Raw genomic sequence first — 20,967 nt, forward strand, 5'->3', positions numbered from 1 at the left:
GCTCGCAATCGCGATTCCAATAGGATTTGGCCTGTACGCATATTGCGCGTCGGTTCGCGCAAACACATTTCATATTTCTGGAGAGTAGTCAATGATTTCGCTTTTCTCGCGCCCTGTCGTCGCTGCCGTCGTCAGCGTGGCCGTCGCCTCGCTCGGCTTCGCCGCGCCCTCCGCCCAGGCCGCCCCGGCCTCGGGGTCCTTCTGCGCGGGCACGCACACCCCCTACGGTCCGGCCAAGGCCAGCCACGACGTGAAGATCAGGCCGGCCCCGGTCGCGAGCGAAGCGAACAACCTGGGAACGATCACGAAGGGCCAGACCGTCACCCTGGTGAACGGGCACTGGGACTCCCAGCTCAAGCAGTGCACGTACTTCGTTCGCGACGGGGAGAACCACCGCGCGTGCTCCAACGAGGACAACACCTGGTACCAGACCGTGTGGATCGCCGAGAAGTCGAAGATCGGCTACATCCCCGCGCCCTGCCTGCGCGGCTGACAACCGCTCACCGGCCGCGGAGGTAGCCGCCGGGGGCCACGCCGAGGATGCGGCGGAAGTGGCGGGAGAGGTGGGCCTGGTCGACGAAGCCGACTTCGGCGGCGGCGTCGGCCGGGCGGGTGCCGGAGTCGAGCAGGGCGCGGGTGCGGCGGACGCGTTCCTGGTTGAGGTAGGCGTGCGGGGGCAGGCCGAAGCGCTCGCGGAAGCCTCGGAGCAGCGCGAACCGGCCCAGGCCGACCTCGGCGGCGAGTTCGTCGAGGCTCGGGGGCGCGCTCATCCGGTCGAGCAGTGCTTGACGGGCGCGGTCGAGTGCTCGATCGCCCGCCCTCCGCTGGACGGGGTCGCGAGCCTGGGTGCCGCGCGTCTGCCACAGGAGCTGAACTGCTTGGTACAGAAGGGTTTCCGAGGCCAGGTGGTCAGTGTGCTCGGCGGAGCGGTGTGCGGCGAGGACCGCCGAGGCGAGGGCACGGTCATAGCTGGTCTCGGCGGTGAACGCGGGGGTGCCAGCGGGACCCCCGAGCTCGCGCACGATGTCGGACACCAGTGACACGGTCGGGTAGAGCACGCGGTAGGCCCACCCGTCGACGTCGGCGGCGTGACCGCTGTGCACCTCGCCGGGGTTGATGCACGCGATGCCACCCGCGCCGATCGTCCGCTTGTCGGAGCGCACGTGCAGCAGTTCCGCACCGCTGAGCACGACGCCGATCGCGTAGGTGTCGTGGCTGTGCCGGGTGAACGCGTGCCGGACGAACCGAGCCGCCAAGAGGTCCAGCTCCGGCACGCTCGGATGCCGCCAGTACCGCGCGGGCTCGGCCACCGCCATGGGCCCACAGTACGTCCGGCTTGTTCGGCGGCCACCGAACAGTTCTCGCTCTACCGTCCACGCATGCTCGTTCTTCGGACGTACGGCCAGGTCAGCGCCGCGCTGGCGGACCCGGACCTGAGCGTCGTGCCGCCGCCGGAGCGTGACTCCGCGCTCGGCTGGCTGCGCTCAGCCGTGTGCCGCTTCAGCTCCGGGGCCACCCACGCCCGGCGCCGTGCCCTGGTCGAAGCGCCGCTCCGCGCGCTCTCCCCGGACGCACTCCGGCGCCGGGCGCGCGGGCGCTCGCCGGAGACCGCCGCCGTGGAGGTGCTGGCCGAAGCCTTGGGCGTGGCGGTCGAACCGGCGGTGGTGCTCGCGGCGGCGCGCGCCTACCTGCCGCCGGTGGAGCCGACTCCCGCCGACGACGCGGCGGTCGACGGCCTCCTCACGGCACTGGGCGGAGCGCGCGACGAGGCCACCGCCGCGCGCGCCTGCCTGTTGCTCCAAGCCGCCACCTCAACGGCCGCGCTCATCAAGAACGCCCTGCCGTACAAGGACTTCGGCACGCCCGAGGCCGTGCTGGCGGAGACGCTGAGGCATTCGCCGCCGATCCCCGTGATGCGCAGGCAACGCCTGGACGGCACGCTGATCGAGTTGGATCTCGTTGCGGCGAACCGAGATCCGGCGGTGTTCACCGACCCCGAGACCTTCGACGTGCGCCGGCCGAACAACCACATGCACCTGATCTTCGGCGCGGGGCTGCGGCCCTGTCCCGGTGACGACCACGCGCTGGCGATCGCCGCCGGTGTCCTGGAAGGGAGCCCTCGATGAGCGCCTTCGCTGATCTCCACCGACGCGGAGCGCCGCTGGTGCTGCCGAACGCGTGGGACCACGCCTCAGCCGCCGCGCTGTTCGGGGCGGGTTTCCCAGCGGTGGGCACCACGAGCCTCGGCGTGGCCGCGGTGCACGGGCTGCCTGACGCGACCGGTGCGGCGCGCGCCGAAACGATCGCGTTGACGAAGCTGATCGCAAGGCTGCCCGGCATGGTCACCGTGGACATCGAATCGGGCTTCAGTTCCAATCCGGCCGAGGTCGCAGATTTGGCCGTGCGGTTGTCCGACGCGGGCGCCGTCGGCGTCAACCTGGAAGACGCCATGACCGACCCCCAGGCGCTGTGCGGGCTGATCGAGGCGATCAAGCGCGCGGTTCCCGGGTTGTTCGTCAACGCGCGCACCGACACCTACTGGCTCGGCGACTCCTCGCTCGACGAGACCCTGGTGCGCGCCGAGTCCTATGTGGATGCCGGTGCCGATGGGATCTTCGTACCGGGCATGGCCGAGCCCGACGAGATCGCCGCCGTGGTCGACCAGGTCGACGCGCCGCTGAACCTGCTCTTCCTGCCCGGCAAGCACACCGTCACCGAGCTGGCCGCGCTCGGCGTGAGCCGGATCAGCACTGGCTCGCTGCTCTTCCGCGCCGCCGTGCACGCGACCGTCGCCACCGCGCTCGCCGTGCGCGACGAGCAACCCGTGCCGCCCGGCATCCCCGGCTACGACGAAACCGTGAAGATGCTGGGACTATGACCGTCGTGGGACCCGAACTCGCTGCGCTGGCCGGGCTGCTCGCCGACGAGACGCGGGCGGCCATGTGCCTCGCCCTGCTCGACAAGCGCGCGTGGACGGCCGGTGAGCTGGCCACACTGTGCGGCGTCGCCCGGTCCACGGCGAGCGAGCACATCTCCAAGCTCGTCAGCGGCGGCCTCCTTGACGAGCGCCGCCAAGGACGTCATCGCTACGTCCGCCTCGCCGACGACGAGGTCGCGAGCCTGATCGAGACCCTGTCCGCCCACGTGCGGCCCGCCCCCGTCTCCGGGCTGCGCCAGCACCGCGCGAGCGCCGCCCTCGCCAGGGGGCGCACCTGCTACGACCACCTCGCGGGCCGGCTCGGCGTGGCCGTCACCGACGCCATGGCCACGCGCGGTCTGCTCCGCCGAGACACCGGCTTCGCGCTCACCGACACCGGGCTGGACTGGTTCTCCGAACTGGAGATCTCCCTGCCCAGCAACGAGAAGCGCCCGCTGGTGAAGCCCTGCCTGGACTGGACCGAACGCCGCGACCACCTCGCCGGTCCGGCCGCCGCGCAGCTGTGCTCCCTCGTCCTGGAGCGCGGGTGGGCCGTGCGGATCGGCTCCCAGCGCGCCGTGCGCGTGACCCCGCTCGGCCTGCGCGAACTGCGCGACCGCCTCGGCATCGACGCGGCCGAGCTGAACGAGTGCCCTTAGGACTGCCTTCGCGGGCAATCGGCACAGCGGGCGTGGTCCTAGCTTCGTGACCATCTGGTACCGGTGAGGGGACTGCGGATGGATCACGTCATCGTGGAGGTACTGCGTTCCCTGAGAGACCCTGTCGAGTTCTTGCGCGCGCTGCGCGAGGACTACGAAGAGCACAGGGAGGCGGGATTCGACGCGTTCCGGTCGGCGTTGCAGGCTCGGGGGTTCGGCCCTGCGGCCGAGGAACTGCTCCAGCACGTCGAAGCGAACGGCGGCCTCGACCTTGCCGCGACGCTCGTCGCTCTGCCGCCTGAGCACCTTGCCGCCGTGGGCGCAGACCAGTCAGCGACCGAGTGGCAGGCGATGCTGGCCGAGTTCAGTGGTCACTGGGACGGCGACGAGGCGAACTGGCCAGCGTTCCAGGAGTACGTCGTCTACTACGCCAACGAGCGAGGGCTGGCCGGGCCCGCGCAGCGGTTCTTCGACCGTGCCGCGACCGAGGACAAGCACGCGCTCTTCGCCGAGCACGGCGTTGTCGCCCATCCCGCGCTCGCCGTGGAAGCGGTCCCTGACACGTCGTGGCAGACGGCGATCGACCAGTTCGGCCCGTCGTGGGCCGCGTGGGACGGCTCCGAGTCCTGGTGGGCCGAGTACCGCGACTGGTTCTACAACGCCACCAACTCGCAGGACCCGGACGTCTACGCGCTCGCCTACGAGCGGTTGCACCCGCTCAACGACCTCGCGGTCGACGAGCGCATCGCACGGCTGCGCGAGATGGGCTTCGACGTGTCCGGCGCACTCGCGCAGGAGGCCCCGGCGATCACGGCCGAGCAACTGGAGAGCTTCCGAGCCGCGGCCAGCGACCCCACCGTCGAGGACATCGACCGCGAAGTGCTCGAACAACTGCTTCAGGAGCCCGATTTCGAACAGCGCGTTGCCGAAGCCGACCAGCTGATCGAAGCCGCCCTGGCCGACGCCGTGTCCGAGATCCGCCCGAGCTGATCCGAAGCCGAGAGTGAGTGAATCGTGGCGCCAACCGAAAAAGAAGTGGTCAAGGCTTTGACGTTGATGAAGCTCCGGGGTACCGGCAAGGACCCGGTGACTCGCTTGGTGGCTTACTCGTTGTACTGCAAGCTCCCCGAGGACGTCAGAGCGGTTGCCGAGCAGAGAATGGTGGACGATCCGGACGTGCTGGACAACCTGATCATTCGGCACAGTCGAAGGTTTGACATAGCGGTCCAAGATCGGTTGGTGCGCGGGGCCGAAGCCGAAGCCAGGCCCTCGTTGGTCGTGAAGGTCGCGGTCGCGGGCTCCGGGTACGACGTGTGGGCGACCCAGAAGGACCTCGCTCCGGGGAGGGAGGTGAAGTGGGAGCGGGTCGACGAACTGGAGAACGAGAGCGGGACGGTCCACTACAGAAGGAAAGCGGAGGAGAGTCCTGACGTGATGTTCGCCGGTACGGGGGCACCCAGGACGGAAGGGCGCCTGAAGTTCGGCGGGGTGAGGGACGCAGGCTCGAACAGCATCTCCAAACTCGTCGAGGAAGCCCCCGGCATCGTCAAGAAGGCGATCGACGAAGCTCTCGGCGGTGATGGGGACAGGCACATCTTCATCCTCGTCAAGGCGCACAGTCGAGGCGCTGTCGCGGCATCGAAAATCGCCTTGGAACTCAGGTCGATGTACGCCGATCGCGCCACGCTGGAGCTGGTCGCGGTTGATCCTGTTCCCGGTCCTCTTCATCGCGGTAGGAACGTCAAGATCGATCTTCTCGGGGAGATCGACGAGTTCACGCTCATCTACTCGGTCGCATCCGGTCACGCTGCTGGTTTCACCCCGCAACAGGTGCTCGGGGCCAAGAGGATCATCATTTCGCGACAGAATCACAGTGTGGGACTTCTGCGTGGATTCCGCTACGGGAACGAGATCTTCAAGGGAAGCGGTATCAATGGACTTCCAGAAGGCGTCTACGTCGACTCCAGCGGAGTCGGCGAGGAGCCCGAGCCGCTGAGCCGTGTCGCCGACATGGCCGATGCCACACAGCGGATCAAGGTGGAGTTCGAGAAGAGCGACGCGCCGGTGCGGGACAGCGATCGCAAGGACATCATCAGAAAAGTTCTGACCGAGTACTTCGAGCGCCAGCAGGGCTGGGTACGGCGCCGTCGGCCGTGACGAGAAAGTTCGTGAAATCCGGGGCCGCACCGTGCACGATCGGGTCATGGCACCGAATCGAGCCGCTGAGTCGTCCCTGCGTGGTCTTGCGCTGGGCGATGCGTTCGGGCAGACGTGGTTCGCGGGGGAGGGCGATCTGCGCAGGCGGCGGACGGCTCCGGGGCCCTGGCGGTGGACGGACGACACGGCGATGGCGCTCGCGCTGTTCCGGGTGCTGACCGCGCACGGCAAGGTCGACCAGGACGCGCTCGCGGCGGAGTTCGGCGCCACGTACACGGCGGACCCGCATCGCAGCTACGGCGCGACGATGCACGAAGTGCTCGCGGCGATCCACAGTGGACAGTCGTGGCGGGACGTGGCGCGCAGGCAGTTCGACGGGCAGGGCTCGTGGGGCAACGGGGCGGCGATGCGGGTGGCCCCGCTGGGCGCCTGGTTCGCCGACGACCTCGACGAACTCCTTGTGCAGGCGGGGAAATCGGCCGGAGTGACGCACGCGCACCCGGAAGCGATCACGGGCGCGGTGGCGGTGGCGCTCGCGACGGCGCTGAGCGTGCGCGGGATCGACAGCGCGGAGCTGCTCGGCGAAGTGGCGCAGCGGCTGCCGGAGAGCGAGGTGCGCACGGGGGTGCTCCGAGCGAGGAAGATCGCCTTCGGCACGGACTCGCGCAACGCGGGCGGAACGCTGGGCACGGGGCGCCGGATCTCGGCGGTGGACACGGTGCCGTTCGCGTTGTGGTGCGCGGCGCGGCACCTCGACGATCTCGTGGAAGCATTGTGGGCCACGGCAGCCGCAGGCGGAGACGTGGACACGACGTGCGCGATCGTCGGCGGGATCGTCGCGGCTCGCACGGGCCTGGACGGCGTGCCGCCGGAGTGGCTGGCCGCGTGCGAGCCGATCGACTGAAGCTCAGGACTCCAACGCTTCGCGAACCGCTTCGGGAGTGCGCGCGACGCGAGCGGAGCCGTCCTCTGCGGTGATGATCGGCCGCTGGATCAGCTTGGGGTTGGCGGACATCGCCTCGACCCACTGCGCACGGGTCTCGGCGGTCTTCTCCCACGACTTCATGCCCAGCTCGGCCGCGACGGGCTCGCCGAGGCGCGCGATGTCCCACGGCTCCAACCCGAGCCGCTCCAGCACGCCCTCCAGCTCCGCGACGCTCGGCGGGTCCTGGAGGTAGTGGCGGATCGTGTAGTCCGCGCCCTCGGCGTCCAGCAGGGACAGCGCCGACCGGCACTTGGAACACGCCGGGTTGATCCAGATCTCCATGCTCACGAGGAGATACTACGAGCCAGCTCACCGCCGAAGCGCCAGGTCCGCTCGCGCGCGGCCTCGCCGCCGAGCGCGGTCTGCGACAGCACGACCTCGGTCGCCCCGGCGTCGAAGTAACGGCGGATCGCGGCGGCCACGCTCACCTCGTCGCCGACGAGCGCCAGATCGGCGGCCCTCTCGACGCCGGAGCGCTCGATCACCTTCTGGTAAGAGGGAATCCCGTCGTAGAAGGCCAAGTTCTCCGCCAACCGCGCGCGGGCCTCGTCGACCTCGTCGGTGATGATCGTCGGCACGAGCGCCACCACGCGCGGAGCGGAGGACGAGGCCGCGGTGATCGCCGGGACGATGTGCTCGCTCAGCGCACGCGGCCCGGCGAGGAACGGCAGCGTCCCGTCGGCCAGCTCGCCGGTCGCGCGCAGCGCCTGCGGACCCATCGCGGCGACGAGGATCTGCGGAGCGGGCTGAGCACCGGCGACGGGGGAGGGCCACGGCGTGACCGCGGTCAGCGTCTCGCCGCGAACCTCGGTCGAGCCGGTACGCAGTACCTCCCGGGTCGCGGTCAGGAATTCGCGGAGCTGCGCGATGGGCCGGTCGTAGCCGATGCCGAAGGTCGACTCGACGAGCCCCTTCGCGCCGAGCCCGACGCCGAGCGAGAACCGGCCGTGCGTCGCGGCCTGCGCGGTCGCCGCCTGCGAGGCCACCAGGATCGGGTGCCGCGCGAAGATCGGTACCGCCGACGTGCCCACCCGCAGGCCCGGCACCTCGCGGCCGACCAGCCCGGCGACGCCGATCGCGTCCACGTCGTAGCGCTGCGCGAACCACGCGGAGCCCAGCCCGTAGTCCTTCGCCGCCCGGCCCTGCGCGACCAGGTCGTCCACCGCGTTCGGCCCGTCCGCGTCGAGGATCACACCAATCGTCATGAGACGGGGAACCGGCGCGAACCGCGTCCGATTCCCCGTCTCACATCGTGGATGCTCAGAACGGCCAGTCCGCCCGCTCGCCCCGCTCCAGCAGCGGGATCATCGCGAAGCACTGGTCGCTCAGCCCGCCGAACACGTGCCGGTTCGGTACCCCGCCGCGCGCGTGGCCGAGGCGGTGACCCGCCAGGTTCCACGTGTAGAGCGGAGTCGGCCCGGGCAGCGCGCGCTCGACGTCACCGCTGGTCGCCTGCTCGTCGGTCAGGATGACCACGCGGTCGTGCCCCGCGAAGTGCGCGCGCACCGCGTCCTCGGTGTTCGTGCCGCCACCGATGAAGTAGCCGCCGGTCATCCACCGCTCGACGGCGCGCAGCACCGATTCGCCGCTGGGGCGCGAGAACGGCAGCGACCCCTGCGGATACCGGCTCAGCGGAGCCGAGAACGACACGATGTCGGCCTCGGCGCACCGCGACGCGAGCGCGATCCCGAAGACGGCCGCCGCGTCCCAGCGCAGCAGGTCGCTGTGCTGGGAAAGACGGACGTTCATCGAGCCCGAGGTGTCCACCAGGACGAGCGTGCGCCCCGGCAGCGCGGGCACTCCGGCGAGCGAGTGCTGCAACGCCTGCTCCAACGCCCACGCCCAGCGCAGCGACGGCGCCGCGCGGAAGGCGGACAGGAACCGCATCGGCAGCATCCGCGACCGCGCGACCTCGTCGGGATCGGCCAGCCGCGCCGCGACGCGCTCGGCGACCTCGTCGGAAACCCCTGCGGCGTCGAAGTTCCGCAGGTTCCGCGTGAGCGCCATCAGGCCCATCGACGGGATGACCGCCTCCCAGGCGCGCGCGTTCATCGGGCTCTGCAACCAGCCCGACAACGCCTCCCAGGTCATCCCGGCCGCGCGCAGCGACTCGGGCTCGTCCAGCAGCGCCGCGCGGTCGGCGACGGGCAGCGCCATCAGTTCCGCCCGCTTGGTCAGCACCGGAAGTGACGCCGGGATCGGCAGATCGGGCTGGTGCGGCGCCTTGACGATGTAGCCGAACAGCTCGCGCTGAGCGCGCGGGTGGGTGAGGTTCAGCACGTCGGCGAAGCGGTAGCCGCGCTCCGGCGAGTCCCACTTGAGGTAGCTGCGCTCGGTGACCAGGCGCAGCATCGCGTCGCCGATCCCGCGCTTGACCGGCATCGGCAGCGACCGCCCGAAGCGGGAAACCCAGTACGCCAACAGTTCCCCGGGCTCGTCGGCCCGTTGGAGAACCGACGCGATCACCGCGCGGTTGCTGACGCCCTCGGTCACCGCGCCGGAGTCCAGGCGAGCCTTGACGAACTCCGCCGCACCGACGATCGACGCCGTGCGCATGTTCGCCGATCCCCGCAACCACGCCAGGAACCGGGCCGTCCACTGTGGATCGTTGAGGCCGACGACGCGGACCAGCTCCACGTAACGGGAATCGCGCTCGTTGGCGTTCTCGTAGAACGTGTGCTGGCCGACCATGTTGCTGACGGCCAACAGGAACAGCTCGGTCCGCGCGTCGCGCGCGTACAGCGAGCTGCCCTCGTGGGCGCGCACACCGGACGTGTTGAACCTGGACATGGCACCCCCTCCGAAGATGGCGAACGAGGCCCGAGATCAAGTCGGTGAAGGTGGATGTCCTGTGCTCTACCAGTTGAGCTACCAAGCCCGAAGCTTGAACGGGATTCGAACCCGCAACCTCAAGATTAAGAAGTAACCCTCGCCTGCGCAACGGGCCTCGTTCGCGTTCATCCTGACCGAGGTGTCGTTGGGGCGCAAATCTATTTGTGCTCGTCCGCCGCTGCCTGAACGCGGGCGAGGTAAGCCCTCCACCAGCTCTCGTCGCCGAGCTCGTCCTGACCGCGCCCGCCCCGACCGTCGATCATCTCGCGGATCACGTCGGCGTGCCCCGCGTGCTGTGCGGTCTCCGCGACCGTCCGGATCAGCACGTGCCCGAACGTGGTCTGCCTGCGCTCCTCCGGCCACCACGACACGCTCGCCGGAGCGTCCAGCCCGAGCGTGGCGATCGACTCGTCGGAGTGCCGCCACGCGGTCCGGTACAGCTCCACCAGGTACTCGCGGCTCTCGTCGGCCTTCGCCCACATGTCGCCGTTCTGCCACACCGAATCGTCCTCGATCCACGGCAGCACCACCGGGGCCGGACGGCCGACCGACTCGCCGAGGTAGCCGAACTCGATGCCGATGAGGTGCTTGACGAGCCCGAGCAGGTTGGTGCCGCTGGGCGTCATCGGCCGCCGGACGTCGTACTCGGAGAGGCCGTCGAGGGAGCGGAGCAGGCTTTCCCGCGATTCCTGGAAGTAGCGCTGGAGATCGGCTGCGGTGGCTGTCATTCCGTGCACGCTAGCCCTTCTGGCCCTGTCTGCGGAGCAGTTCGGCGAACGGGGTCACGTCGGCGTACGGGTCGGGCTTGGGCACCGGGGCGCGGTGCGCGAGCAGGTCCGCAAGCTCCTTGCCCGCCACAGCGATCCGGTTCTCCAGGCCGCTCTCTCCGCCCCAGTCCGACGTGGCCGCGTACACGGCGGTGGGCACGGTGACGGCCCTGAGGTAGGCGAACATCGGCCGCAACGCGTGCTCCAGCGCCAGCGAATGCCGCTCGGTTCCACCGGTCGCACCCATGAGAACCGGTTTGGCCGCAAGGGAATCCGGCTCGATCACGTCGAAGAACGACTTGAACAGGCCGCTGTAGGAAGCGTTGAAGATCGGCGTGACCGCGATCAGCGCGTCCGCGTCGGCGACCGCGCGCACCAGGCCGCCGAGCGCACCGGTCGGCACTCCGGTGAGCAGCGCGTTGGTGATGTCGTGGGCGTGCTCGCGCAGGTTGATCACCTGCACGGAAGCGTTGTGCGGCAACGAATCTGTCGTGGCCGCGGCGAGCTTGGTGGCGAGCAGCCGGGTGGACGACTGCTCGCTCAGCCCCGCCGAGACGACGGCGATGGAGGTCATCGGGCGGGACCCGCCGGGACGTGTGCGGGGCGCAGCGCGGCGAACTCCTTGCGCAGCACGGGAACGACTTCCTCGCCGAGGATGTCCAGCTGCTCCAGCACGGTCTTCAGCGGTAGCCCCGCGTGGTCCATCAGGAACAGCTGGCGCTGGTAGTCGCCGAAGGACTCGCGGAAGGTCAGCGTCTTGTCGATGACCTCCTGCGGGCTGCCGACCGTCAACGGCGTCTGCTCGGTGAACTCCTCCAGCGACGGCCCGTGCCCGTAGACCGGCGCGTTGTCGAAGTACGGGCGGAACTCCCGCACCGCGTCCTGGGAGTTCTTGCGCATGAACACCTGCCCGCCGAGCCCGACGACGGCCTGGTCGGCGCTGCCGTGGCCGTAGTGCTCGAAACGCTGGCGGTACAGGCTGATCAGCCGCTGGAAGTGCTCCTTCGGCCAGAAGATGTTGTTGGCGAAGAAACCGTCGCCGTAGTAGGCGGCCTGCTCGGCGATCTCCGGGCTGCGGATGGAGCCGTGCCAGACGAACGGTGGCTTGCCGTCCAACGGGCGCGGCGTGGAGGTGAAGGAGTGCAGCGGCGTGCGGAAGCGGCCCTCCCAGTTCACCGACTCCTCGCGCCACAACCGGTGCAGCAGGTGGTAGTTCTCGATCGCGAGGTCGATTCCGTCGCGGATGTCCTTGCCGAACCAGGGGTAGACCGGCCCGGTGTTGCCGCGCCCCAGCATCAGGTCGACGCGCCCGTCCGCGAGGTGCTGGAGCATCGCGAAGTCCTCGGCGATCTTCACCGGGTCGTTGGTGGTGATCAGCGTGGTCGCGGTGGAGAGCACGAGCCGTTCGGTGCGCGCGGCGACGTAGCCCAGCAGCGTGGTCGGCGAGGACGGCACGAACGGCGGGTTGTGGTGCTCGCCGGTGGCGAAGACGTCGAGGCCGACCTCCTCGGCCTTGATCGCGATGGCCACCATCGACCTGATCCGCTCGGCCTCCGACGGGGTCCGGCCGGTGGTGGGGTCGGTGGTGACGTCGCCGACGGTGAAGACGCCGAACTGCATGTCAGCTCCCAGGGCTCGACCAAGTAGTAGAACTTTCAACTACTCGTGCTCAACGTTACCCCGTCGCCGGTTGTTCCCGAAGCTCGGGCTAGCTCTCGGTCTGCTCGGCGGCGCGGGCCTTGGCGCGGCGCTTGCCCTCGTGCATCGCCTGCACGCGGGCGACTGGGATCGTGTGGCCCTCCGCGACGAGGTCGGCGGGCAGGCGTTGCGGCTGGGGGAGTTCGGTCGCCCACGGGTCCGGTTCGTCGAGCGCGGCGAGAACCGTCCGCATGGTGAAATCGGTCGGCGTGACGCGGTCGAGGTCGTTCCAGGACAAGGGGAACGACACCGTGGTGCCGGGACGCAGACGCGGGCTGTACGCGGCGACCACGGTGGCTCCACCGGCCCTTGTCGAGTCGAGGAACACCTTGCCCTCGCGGTCCTCGCGGATGAACGCCGTGGTCGCGAGCACCGGATCGATGCGCTCCGCCCGCGCGGCGACGGCCCTGGTCGCGGCGGCCACGTCCTCGACGGGGAGGTGGTCGTCGACCGGGACGAAGATGTGCACGCCCTTCGACCCGCTCGTCTTGACGGCGCCCGTCAAGCCCGAGTCGGCCAGCGCCCGCTCGATCAACCGCGCGGCCTCGACGACGAGCCGGAAGTCGCCGCCCTCCGGCGGGTCCAGGTCGAGCACCATGTGCGTCGGCGTGTAGATGTCGGCGGAGTGGCCCAGCGTCGGGTGGTACTCGACGGCGCGCTGGTTGGCGAACCACAGCAACGTCCGCCGGTCGTCGCACAGCGCGTAGGAGATCCGCCGCTTCGACGCCTCCGCCCACATCGAGGTGGTGCGCACCCACTCCGGCGTGTACTTCGGGACGTTCTTCTGCATGAACGGTTTCTGGCCGCGCAGCACCCGCATCACCGACAGCGGCCGGTCGCTCAAGTGCGGCAGCAGGCGCTCGCGCACCCCGTCGAGGTAGTCGACGAGATCCCGCTTGGTCGCCTCGGCCCCGTCGAACAGCGGCTGGTCCAGATTGGTCAGCTTGACCTCGTCGCGCACCTCTTCAGCGGCCATCGGCACACCATGCCCACCAAGAACGCCCGAGGCAACCGCAACCTCAGCGCGGCGAGCGCGCGAGCAGCACGACCAGGCCGAGCACCACGCGCACGTCCAGCTCCGGATCGTGGACCTGGACGAGGTGGCGGGAAGCGTCGGGCGCGAGGTTCACGTTCGGTCCGTCGGTGAACATGTCCAGCGCGCTGCCCAGTCCGGGGCCGTCCGACATCGCGGCCGCACCGATGTCGTGTGTCCACCCCGACCTGGGACCACCGGTGCCCTCGTCCGCCTCGTCGACGGGTTCGCTCTCCACCGTGAGCGCGAGCCTGCCGTCGACGTGGAAGTCGTAGTCGACGAACCGCTGGTCGTAGGTGACGAAGGGAATGTTGGCGAGCAGCTTGCGTCACAGCCGTTTCCCCCGTCCGCGCTCGCGGCCCACATAGCGGCGCCCGTCCTGCTCGAAGACGTGGTGCCCCCGGATCGTGCGCGTCCAGTAGACGCCGAGCAGCTCGTCGCCGGGGCCGCGCGTCTCCTGCTTGGACAGCGACTTGCCGTGGGTTTCCCTGAGCCGGAACAGCAGGCCGTTCTCATCGCTGAAGGACGTGACGGGCGTGGTCTGGTCGCTGCCGTCCGACTGGGCGAGCTCGGCGCCGTCCGTGCCGGACTCGTCCACCTCGACGACGTGGAACTGTCCCTCGTCCGAGCGAACCCGCAAGCGCCGCGCAGTGATGACGGTTTGAGGCTAACCAGCTCCGCGGTCCTCGCGCAGGAGATTCACCGAACCTCAGCGCGGCGAGCGCGCGAGCAGCACGACCATGCCCAGCACCACGCGCACGTCCAGCTCGGGATCGTGGATTCGCACGAGGTGGCAGGAGAGGTCGGGCACGCCGTAGTGGGTCCCGCCGCCGCTGAACAGGTCCAGCGCGGTGTCCAAGCCCGTGGCGGTCGCGCCGATGTCGTGCGTCCAGCCGGGCCCGGGCCTGCCGACCTCGTCCTCCACGTCCTCCGGCTGGGGGATCGCTTCGTGCTCGACGGTGAACGCCGGCTCGCCGTCGATGCGGAAGTCGTAGTCCGGGAACCGTGATTCGTAGGAGAAGAGCGGGAGGACGGCGAGCAGTTTGCGCCGTACCCGCCTCCACCGTCGTCGCTCGCGGCCCACGTAGCGGCGCTCACCCTGCTGGACGACGCGCAGGCCCCGGACCGCGCGCGACCAGTAGAGGCCGAGCAGTTCCTCCGCCGGGCCGCGCGCCTCGTTGCTGAACATCGCCTTGCCGAGGACGCTCTCCCTGAGCAGGAAGAGCGGGCCGTCGTCGTCGCGGAAGGACACGGCGGGCGAGATCCGGTCGGGGTGTGTGACCGATCGGGCGATCTCGGCGCCGTCCGCGCCGGACTCGTCCACCTCAACCGCCCGAACCTGTCCCTCGAACGAGCGAACTCGTAGACGCCGCACCACCTTCACGACGGCAGCGTAGAGCGCCGCGGTCCAGCTGCGCGGCACTTCGCTGATCGTCGAAGGGCTTGCACCCGTCGCTAAGTTGTGGGGCGACTCGTGGGGAGGACAACGTGGCGGACAGCGGTGCGGCCGCGAAGCGCGCGGCGATGTACGGGGAAGTGGATCTCGGCTCGTTCGAGCTGTTCTCGGGCAACTTCATCAACTACGGCTTCTGGGAGTCGGTCCCCCTCGATCGCGAGATCACCCTGGAGGAGCGCACGCGGAGCCAGGCGGCGCTCTACCGGAAGGTGGTCAGTGCCCTGGAGGTCAAGAAGAACGACGCGGTGCTGGAGGTCGGCTGCGGCATCGCGGTCGGCACCGAGCTGACCCTGCGCGAGTTCCGCCCGGCTTCGCTGGTGGGACTGGACTTCTCCGAAGCCCAGCTCGCCCGCGCCCGCGCGGTCCACGGCGACCTGCTGGACCTGCGCGAGGGCGACGCGCTGAAGATGCCCTTCGCGGACAACAGCTTCGACAAGCTCTACAGCGTCGAGGCGGCCCAGCACTTCGAGGACCTCGCGGCCTTCGCGGCCGAGGCCCGCCGCGTGCTGCGCCCGGGGGGAAGGCTCAGCCTGGCGACGTTCTTCGCCACCACCGAGCAGTCACCGCGCGAGCTGGCGAAGCTGATCGAGACCATCGCCGACGAGATCGACTTCGCGGTGCCGATCAAGCGGTTCTGCGGCGATCTCGCGGACGCGGGCTTCGTCGACGTCACCGTGGAGAGCATCGGCGACCGCGTCTGGCTCGGCTTCGACACCTGGACCGCGCAGCTCGCGCAGCACCGCGACTCCTGGGGGCGCAACTGGCTCAAGGCCTACCGCTGCGCCCTCGCCGACTACTTCGTGGTGACCGCGAGCGTCAAGAACTGATCCAGCAACGGGTTCTCCTCGCCCGCGCGCCAGCACACCGCGACGACGGTGCGCGCGGTGTCGGGGTCGAGCTTGCGGTGGACCACGCCGCTGAGCCGCATCCGCCGCACGCACTCCGGCGCGACGGTCACTCCCATTCCCGCCGCGACGAACGCGCACGCGGTCTGCCACTCCACCGCGCGCTGGCCGATCTTGGGCTCAACACCGTTGTCGCGGAACAGGTTCACGATGCGGTCGTGCACGCCCGCCCCGGCTTCGCGCGGCAGCAGCACCAGTTCCTCCTCGGCCAGCGCGGAGATCGGCACGGCGCGGAGGTCGGCCAGCGGGTGCCCGGTCGGCAGCACGACCACGAAACCCTCTGACAGCAGCGGTTCGCACGCCAGGCCCGGCTCGGCGACGACCTCGGCGACCTCGGCGATCTCGCGGATGAAGCCGACGTCGATCGCCCGCTCGCGCAGCGCGGCGATCTGCGGCGTCGTGGTCATCTCGTGGATTTCGGTCTGCACAAGGGGAAATCGTTCGCGGTAGGCGCGCACGATGCCGGGCAGGATGGTGAGCGCGAGCGACGCGGCGAAGCCGATGCGCAGCCGTCCCGCTTCGCCAGCTCCCGCGCGTCGCGCCGCGGTCAGGCCGTCCTCGGCGGCGTCGAGCGCGCGCCGTGCGGCGGGCAGCAGCTCCGCTCCGGCCGGGGTCAACTCGACGCGTCCGGGCGCCCGGGTGAACAGCGGGAAACCGACGCGTTCCTCCAGCCTGCGGATCTGTTGGCTCAGCGGCGGTTGCGCGATGCCCAGCCGCTGCGCGGCTCGGCCGAAGTGACGCAGCTCGGCGAGCACCACGAACGCGTGCAGCTGGTGCAGCGCCAGCTCGGGGCGGGTCATACCTCCAGAGATATCACGCGTGGCAAGTGACGGTATTGGACGTATAAGTGCTGCTCACCTAGCGTGCTGCGGGTGACGAACCGACGAGTGGTCCGCAGTGCCTCGCGCTTCGAGGACGAGATCGGCTACGCCCGCGCGGTGGTCGTGGACGGTTGGGTGCACGTCTCCGGCACCACCGGCTTCGACTACGCGACGATGACGATCTCCGAGGACGTCGTCGAGCAGGCCGAGCAGTGCCTCGCCAACATCGGCGCCGCGCTCGCCGAGGCCGGGTGCTCCTTCTCCGACGTGGTCCGCGTGCGCTACCTGCTGCCCGACCGCGCCGACTTCGAGCCGTGCTGGCCCGTGCTGCGCGGCCGGTTCGAGGCGGTCCGGCCCGCCGCGACCATGCTCGTCTGCGGGCTCGCCGACCCCCGCATGAAGATCGAGATCGAGGTGGACGCGCGCGTTCCGGCCGCTTGACGGCTACCGTCGAGGCATGAGCTGGCGTGAGATGCCGTCGCCGGCCACGCCGCAGGTGTGGTTGGCCGCGGAGGACCGGGGCGTGGTGCGCGCCGACCTGGTGATGGCCGTGCGCGTGGACAAGGAGCACCCGCCCGCCGGGACCACGGTCCTGGCCGCGCACCGCTTCGTGGTGCTGGCGCGGCTGCTCGGCGACCCCGGCGAGGAGTACGTGATCGGCCGCGCGGAGAGCCCCGACGCCGCCGAGCAGCTGATGACCGCGCTCCTGGCGGAGATCTCCTCCGCGCTCGGCGGCCCCAAGGACGGCCTGATCGAGGTCGGCCCCACCGGCCCCAAGCTCGTCCGCCTGGCCAAACCCCGCCCCTGACCCGAGGTCAGGAGAAGCGGATCAACGCCGCTCCGGCGAGGACGAAGAAGACCAGGATCACCAGGGTGCTGCTCTGGCCACCGGTCGAACTCGTCACCAGCTGGTCGACCGCGCCGGTCAGGACCACCCCGCAGTTCGCGGTGATCGTGTGGCGGCCCGCCTCGACGCGGGTGAACTCCACCGGTGCGGTGAACCCGCCATCAGCGTCGGCGATGGCCGTGCCGACGCGGATTCCCTTCGAGGTCAACGTGACCGGCGAGCGGGGGGTGCAGCCCTTGCCGGTCGCGGAGAGCGGGTCGCCGGGATTGACGCTCGGGCGGTCCAGGACCAGGTCGCCGTCGGAAGGCGGCTCCGGCGCGGTCGTGCCCGGCGTCTCCACCGGCGTCGTCGTGTCCACTGTGGACGGAGGGGTGGTTGGCGAGGTGGTGGTGACGGGCGTGCTCGGCCTGGTGGTCGGGGTCAGCGGCGGCCGGGTGGTCACCGGAGGGGCCGTGGTCGGCGGGACCGTGGTCGGCGGCGGGGTGCCGACGACGGTGAAGGTGGCGCGGGCGGTCAACTTCTGGCTGGGGCAGTTGCCGACGACGAGGTGGCCGCCGGGTGTGGCGTCGGCGGGAACGGTCGCGCCGACCTGGCCGCTGGACGGCGGTGCGGACGGGGAGGAGGCCAGCGCCGCCCCCGCCCAGGTGAACGTGATCACCCGGCAGGTGGAGAACCCGGCCCAGCCGATGGTGAAGCCGCTGCCGGCCTTGCCGGAGTTCGGCTTCAGGGTCACCGTCGGAGCCTGCTGCGCGGTCGCCGGCGGCGCGGTGAAGACGAGTGGCGTGAAGACGAGTGTCGCGAGTGCGGCCGTCAGACCGGCGATCAGTCGCATGTGCACCTCTGTCGCGTTGGTCCGGGAACGTGATGGGGGCGCTGTAGCATCCCCGAGCCAGTCATCACCCTCGACAACGGGATGCCCATGAGACGCCTGATCGCCTCCGGGGTTGCGCTCGTCGTGGCCGCTCTCGCCGTCCTTCTCGGTGGATCGCCCGCGCTCGCGGCCGAACCGCTGGGCATCGCGGTCGCCTTTGACGGCAAGGACATCGCCGGGAACGCCGTGACGATCGACCCCGCCAAGCCGGTCGAGCTGACCGTGACGGCGGTCAACAGGGGCGATTCCCCGCTGCGGGTGCGCAGCGTGCGGGTCAAGGGCGTCGCGCTGGCGTTGACCTTCTTCGCTTACGACACCACTTTCCCCTTTGACGTGCCGGCTGGCGAAAGCGTTACCAGGACGTTAGTTCTGGACTTCGCCGACCTCGCGGGGCAAGCGATTGGATTGCTGCCCACCACGGTCGAAGTGGTCGGTGCGCAGCGGGAGTCGCTCGGCGGGGTGAGCACGGTCAGCGACGTGAAGGGCTCGCTGTGGTCGGTCTACGGCGCGTTCGGCGTTGCGCTGCTCGTGTTGACCGCGCTGGCCTGGGCTTCGGCGCTGCTCGCCCTTGCCAGGCACAAGCTCTCGGCCAACCGGTGGCGGCGCGCGCTGCGCTTCCTGCCCGCCGGGGTCGGCACGGGACTCGTCGCGGTCGTGACGCTCTCGGTGCTCAGACTCGTTCCACCTGAGCCGTCCGTGGAGATCCCGGTCGTGCTGGGCGCGGCGGTGATCGGGCTGCTGCTCGGCTACCTGACGCCGCACCCGGCCCCGGTGCCCGCCCCCGCGCCGCCGGAGGACCCGGGCGTCGGTGTGACCACGAAGAAGCTGGACACCACGACCGAGGACCTCCGATGACCGCCCCGCTCAGCATGATCAGGGCGCTGCCGCAGTACTCCGTCGGCGAGCGGATCGGCTCCGGTGGCATGGGCGAGGTCTTCGCCGGGGTGCACCGCTCGCTCGGCCGCCAGGTCGCGATCAAGCAGCTGCCACCGGAGATCGGCGACCGGGACGGGGCGAGCGCGCGCTTCGACCGCGAGGCGCGGGTGCTCGCCAGCCTCGACCACCCGCACATCGTGCCGGTCTACGACTACGTGCGGAACCTGCTGGTGATGGAGAAGCTCGACGGCGGCACGGTCTTCGACCGCATGCGGCCCGGCGGCGTCACCGGCGAGCAGGCGTGCGCGATCACGCTGGCCATGCTCTCCGGGCTGCACGCCGCGCACCTGGCCGGTGTGCTGCACCTGGACGTCAAGCCGAAGAACCTGCTCTTCAACGCCAGCGGAGCCGTCAAGGTCGCCGACTTCGGCATCGCGCAGGTGATCAGCGAGGGGGCCACGCTCGTCACCCACGGCGGTGAGGTGCTCGGCACCCCCGCCTACATCGCGCCGGAGCAGGCGATGGGCAACGCGCTCACCCCCGCCGCCGACGTCTACTCGGCGGGCACGGTGCTCTACGAGCTGCTGACCGGCCAGTTGCCCTTCGATCGCGACTGCGGCGCGCTCACCATGATGCGGCGGCACATATTCGGTGACCCGCGACAGATCCAGGGCGTGCCGGAGCCACTGGCGTCGGTGGTGATGCGCAGCCTGGCGCGGGAGCTGCCCGAGCGCTACCGGGAAGCGGAGTCCTTCGCCGCCGACCTCGCATCGGCCGCGACCACCGTGTACGGCAAGGGCTGGCTGGAGCGCTCCGGAATCCCGGTCCTGCACCTCACCCCGCGAGTTCTCGCGGGTCTCTCCGGCACGGGCCGCTCCTCCAGTGCGACGATCGCCCTGCCCGCGACGTCCACACCGCCCGCGTCATCCGCCGACGCGACACTCGTCGACCCCGGCCGACGCCAACCACGAGCGCTCGTGCCTGCTTTGCTCGCGGCAGTGGCACTCGTGGCCGTGGTGGTGCTCGCGCTGACCACGCCCGCCCGGCTCGCGCACCTCGAATCCGCCGAGCTGTCGATCAACGGCGCGCCGGTGGCGGAAGCGGTCACCGTCGACCTGAGCAAGCCGATCGCGGTGACCGGAGTCGGACCGATCACCGGCCCGGTCCAGATCGCCCTCTCGGGAGCGACGGTGCCCTTGGCCACGGCGGCGAGCGCTGCGGTCACACCGAACAGGAACGGCGCGTTCGCCACCGAAGTCCACATGCCCGCGCTCGCACGGTGGATCGTCGGCGGCGCGGTCACCGCCGAAGTCCGTTGGGCACGCCCGGGCCAGCCGGACGCGGTGCGCCAGTTCACCTTGCTCACCCAGCAGTACCCACTCGCCTCCGCGATGGGCGCCGGAAGCCTGCTGCTCGGCCTGTTCGCGTTGGCCTACCTGGAATCCACGATGCGCACGGTCCGACGCGGCTACCGCCGACCGTCGGCACGCTACACAGCGATCCCGCTGGGCGCATTGTTCGGCCTGGCCGTGTGGACGTTCATCTCCGTTATGTCCCAGCACGAACCAGCGCTCCCGTACGGCCTGGCATGCGCACTCGCGGGAGCGCTCGCCGCCCCCTGCCTGGTCCTCGCCACCGAACGCTCCGCCCGCTGACCCCCTCGCCTGAGTGTCAGGACGAGATGATGTGCACACCCAGATCGGTGATGCCGCCGCCAGCTGGCAAGTGGAGCTCCGACGTCTCGTTGCGGTCGACGGCGTTGCCGTACTCCGTGTTGCACTGGATGCGGCAGTAGGTGACCTTGACCTGGTAGCGCTTGTAGGTAGAGCACGTCGCCTTGGCGAAGGTGGAGCCGTTGTGCTCCCCCTTGCACCCTGGCGGGGGCGCCTGGATCGACATGTCGCCGGCGACGGCCGTGCCCGGTGCGCTCAGGACTCCGACCGCGATCGCGGTGACGGCCAGCAGACGCGTGAATCCACGCATGGTTCTTCCTCCCGATGAATACCGAACCCGGCTGAATGCCGAATCCGGCCGATCCTGGCAGAGAGGGCAGCTGTTGCGCTGTGCGTGAAATCGCTCGGAGCCCGTCCTCGGGCGTGGTTGCGCCCTGAATGACTCATTCGGGACCCCCAAGTACCTGAAT

Annotated in this window: 26 protein-coding genes; 12 read left to right on the plus strand and 14 right to left on the minus strand. The window is 70.1% G+C overall.

The features are described from left to right. Positions 1–136: 136 nt before the first annotated feature. Positions 137–493 (plus strand): hypothetical protein, encoded by a 357-nt coding sequence (locus tag CCN37_RS02075; protein ID WP_143261377.1) that lies wholly within the window; start codon positions 137–139, stop codon positions 491–493. Positions 494–500: 7 nt separating this feature from the next. Here CCN37_RS02075 and CCN37_RS02080 read toward each other — a convergent pair whose 3' ends face one another. Further along, complete coding sequence (locus CCN37_RS02080; protein WP_086818896.1) at positions 501–1,316, minus strand: AraC family transcriptional regulator; 816 nt, start codon at positions 1,314–1,316, stop codon at positions 501–503. Positions 1,317–1,379: 63 nt separating this feature from the next. Between CCN37_RS02080 and CCN37_RS02085 the strand changes: the two genes are divergently transcribed. The 6 genes from CCN37_RS02085 (at position 1,380) to CCN37_RS02110 (ending at position 6,637) form a co-directional block, all read left to right on the plus strand. Then, positions 1,380–2,126, plus strand: a complete 747-nt coding sequence (locus tag CCN37_RS02085; RefSeq protein ID WP_143261378.1) for a cytochrome P450 — start codon at positions 1,380–1,382, stop codon at positions 2,124–2,126. Then, a complete protein-coding gene (locus tag CCN37_RS02090) occupies positions 2,123–2,878 on the plus strand; it encodes an isocitrate lyase/phosphoenolpyruvate mutase family protein (protein WP_086818897.1) in 756 nt (251 codons plus the stop codon). The genes CCN37_RS02085 and CCN37_RS02090 overlap by 4 nt, the downstream gene beginning before the upstream one ends. Further along, complete coding sequence (locus tag CCN37_RS02095; RefSeq protein ID WP_086818898.1) at positions 2,875–3,576, plus strand: helix-turn-helix transcriptional regulator; 702 nt, start codon at positions 2,875–2,877, stop codon at positions 3,574–3,576. The genes CCN37_RS02090 and CCN37_RS02095 overlap by 4 nt, the downstream gene beginning before the upstream one ends. A gap of 78 nt (positions 3,577–3,654) precedes the next feature. Continuing rightward, entirely contained in the window at positions 3,655–4,566 is a 912-nt protein-coding gene (locus CCN37_RS02100; RefSeq protein ID WP_086818899.1) for a hypothetical protein, read from the plus strand. A gap of 24 nt (positions 4,567–4,590) precedes the next feature. Beyond that, positions 4,591–5,733 carry a hypothetical protein gene (locus CCN37_RS02105; protein ID WP_143261380.1) on the plus strand — a complete coding sequence of 381 codons (1,143 nt, stop codon included), beginning with the start codon at positions 4,591–4,593 and terminating at the stop codon, positions 5,731–5,733. A 46-nt stretch (positions 5,734–5,779) separates the two neighbouring features. Next, positions 5,780–6,637: an ADP-ribosylglycohydrolase family protein gene (locus CCN37_RS02110; RefSeq protein ID WP_086818901.1), complete on the plus strand. Its 858-nt coding sequence runs from the start codon at positions 5,780–5,782 to the stop codon at positions 6,635–6,637. A 3-nt stretch (positions 6,638–6,640) separates the two neighbouring features. Here the strand turns inward: CCN37_RS02110 and CCN37_RS02115 are convergent, their stop codons facing one another. The 10 genes from CCN37_RS02115 to CCN37_RS02160 form a co-directional block, all read right to left on the minus strand. After that, positions 6,641–7,000, minus strand: a complete 360-nt coding sequence (locus CCN37_RS02115) for an arsenate reductase family protein (RefSeq protein ID WP_086818902.1) — start codon at positions 6,998–7,000, stop codon at positions 6,641–6,643. Between the two features lie 2 nt (positions 7,001–7,002). Beyond that, positions 7,003–7,923, minus strand: a complete 921-nt coding sequence (locus CCN37_RS02120) for a TIGR03564 family F420-dependent LLM class oxidoreductase (protein WP_086818903.1) — start codon at positions 7,921–7,923, stop codon at positions 7,003–7,005. Positions 7,924–7,978: 55 nt separating this feature from the next. Next, on the minus strand, positions 7,979–9,508 hold the full coding sequence (locus tag CCN37_RS02125) for a TROVE domain-containing protein (RefSeq protein ID WP_086818904.1): 1,530 nt from the start codon (positions 9,506–9,508) through the stop codon (positions 7,979–7,981). Between the two features lie 200 nt (positions 9,509–9,708). Next, positions 9,709–10,278 (minus strand): DinB family protein, encoded by a 570-nt coding sequence (locus CCN37_RS02130; RefSeq protein ID WP_086818940.1) that lies wholly within the window; start codon positions 10,276–10,278, stop codon positions 9,709–9,711. A gap of 10 nt (positions 10,279–10,288) precedes the next feature. Then, positions 10,289–10,891, minus strand: coding sequence for an FMN reductase (locus CCN37_RS02135; RefSeq protein ID WP_086818905.1), 603 nt, complete (start codon positions 10,889–10,891; stop codon positions 10,289–10,291). Then, the gene (locus tag CCN37_RS02140) at positions 10,888–11,937 is read right to left on the minus strand and encodes an LLM class flavin-dependent oxidoreductase (protein WP_086818906.1); all 1,050 of its coding nucleotides are present in this window, start codon (positions 11,935–11,937) and stop codon (positions 10,888–10,890) included. Before CCN37_RS02140 ends, CCN37_RS02135 begins: the two co-directional genes overlap by 4 nt. 88 nt (positions 11,938–12,025) lie before the next feature. After that, positions 12,026–12,991, minus strand: a complete 966-nt coding sequence (gene ligD / locus CCN37_RS02145; protein ID WP_086818907.1) for a non-homologous end-joining DNA ligase — start codon at positions 12,989–12,991, stop codon at positions 12,026–12,028. Positions 12,992–13,034: 43 nt separating this feature from the next. Then, positions 13,035–13,286: a hypothetical protein gene (locus CCN37_RS02150; protein ID WP_086818908.1), complete on the minus strand. Its 252-nt coding sequence runs from the start codon at positions 13,284–13,286 to the stop codon at positions 13,035–13,037. Between the two features lie 90 nt (positions 13,287–13,376). Next, positions 13,377–13,688 carry a hypothetical protein gene (locus CCN37_RS02155; protein ID WP_086818909.1) on the minus strand — a complete coding sequence of 104 codons (312 nt, stop codon included), beginning with the start codon at positions 13,686–13,688 and terminating at the stop codon, positions 13,377–13,379. Positions 13,689–13,757: 69 nt separating this feature from the next. Then, positions 13,758–14,471: a hypothetical protein gene (locus CCN37_RS02160; protein WP_086818910.1), complete on the minus strand. Its 714-nt coding sequence runs from the start codon at positions 14,469–14,471 to the stop codon at positions 13,758–13,760. 65 nt (positions 14,472–14,536) lie between these two features. Here CCN37_RS02160 and CCN37_RS02165 point away from each other — a divergent pair, with 65 nt between their 5' ends. Next, the gene (locus CCN37_RS02165) at positions 14,537–15,331 is read left to right on the plus strand and encodes a class I SAM-dependent methyltransferase (protein ID WP_086818911.1); all 795 of its coding nucleotides are present in this window, start codon (positions 14,537–14,539) and stop codon (positions 15,329–15,331) included. On the opposite strand, the gene CCN37_RS02170 is transcribed toward CCN37_RS02165, so the two are convergent. Next, positions 15,298–16,209, minus strand: coding sequence for a LysR family transcriptional regulator (locus CCN37_RS02170; protein WP_086818912.1), 912 nt, complete (start codon positions 16,207–16,209; stop codon positions 15,298–15,300). The two genes, CCN37_RS02165 and CCN37_RS02170, sit on opposite strands and share 34 nt — an antisense overlap. A 72-nt stretch (positions 16,210–16,281) precedes the next feature. Between CCN37_RS02170 and CCN37_RS02175 the strand changes: the two genes are divergently transcribed. Continuing rightward, positions 16,282–16,671, plus strand: a complete 390-nt coding sequence (locus tag CCN37_RS02175) for a RidA family protein (protein WP_086818941.1) — start codon at positions 16,282–16,284, stop codon at positions 16,669–16,671. A 16-nt stretch (positions 16,672–16,687) separates the two neighbouring features. Further along, positions 16,688–17,038 (plus strand): hypothetical protein, encoded by a 351-nt coding sequence (locus CCN37_RS02180; RefSeq protein WP_086818913.1) that lies wholly within the window; start codon positions 16,688–16,690, stop codon positions 17,036–17,038. A gap of 7 nt (positions 17,039–17,045) precedes the next feature. On the opposite strand, the gene CCN37_RS41300 is transcribed toward CCN37_RS02180, so the two are convergent. Next, positions 17,046–17,909 carry a hypothetical protein gene (locus CCN37_RS41300; RefSeq protein ID WP_246842766.1) on the minus strand — a complete coding sequence of 288 codons (864 nt, stop codon included), beginning with the start codon at positions 17,907–17,909 and terminating at the stop codon, positions 17,046–17,048. Between the two features lie 87 nt (positions 17,910–17,996). On the opposite strand from CCN37_RS41300, the gene CCN37_RS02195 reads away from it, so the two are divergent. Continuing rightward, positions 17,997–18,803, plus strand: a complete 807-nt coding sequence (locus CCN37_RS02195; protein ID WP_246842767.1) for a hypothetical protein — start codon at positions 17,997–17,999, stop codon at positions 18,801–18,803. Continuing rightward, positions 18,800–20,479 carry a serine/threonine-protein kinase gene (locus CCN37_RS02200; protein WP_086818914.1) on the plus strand — a complete coding sequence of 560 codons (1,680 nt, stop codon included), beginning with the start codon at positions 18,800–18,802 and terminating at the stop codon, positions 20,477–20,479. Before CCN37_RS02195 ends, CCN37_RS02200 begins: the two co-directional genes overlap by 4 nt. A gap of 16 nt (positions 20,480–20,495) precedes the next feature. On the opposite strand, the gene CCN37_RS02205 is transcribed toward CCN37_RS02200, so the two are convergent. Continuing rightward, positions 20,496–20,807: a hypothetical protein gene (locus CCN37_RS02205; RefSeq protein WP_086818915.1), complete on the minus strand. Its 312-nt coding sequence runs from the start codon at positions 20,805–20,807 to the stop codon at positions 20,496–20,498. Positions 20,808–20,967: the final 160 nt, after the last annotated feature.

The organism is Allokutzneria sp. NRRL B-24872 (assembly GCF_002155965.1).
Classification (GTDB): Bacteria; Actinomycetota; Actinomycetes; order Mycobacteriales; family Pseudonocardiaceae; genus Allokutzneria.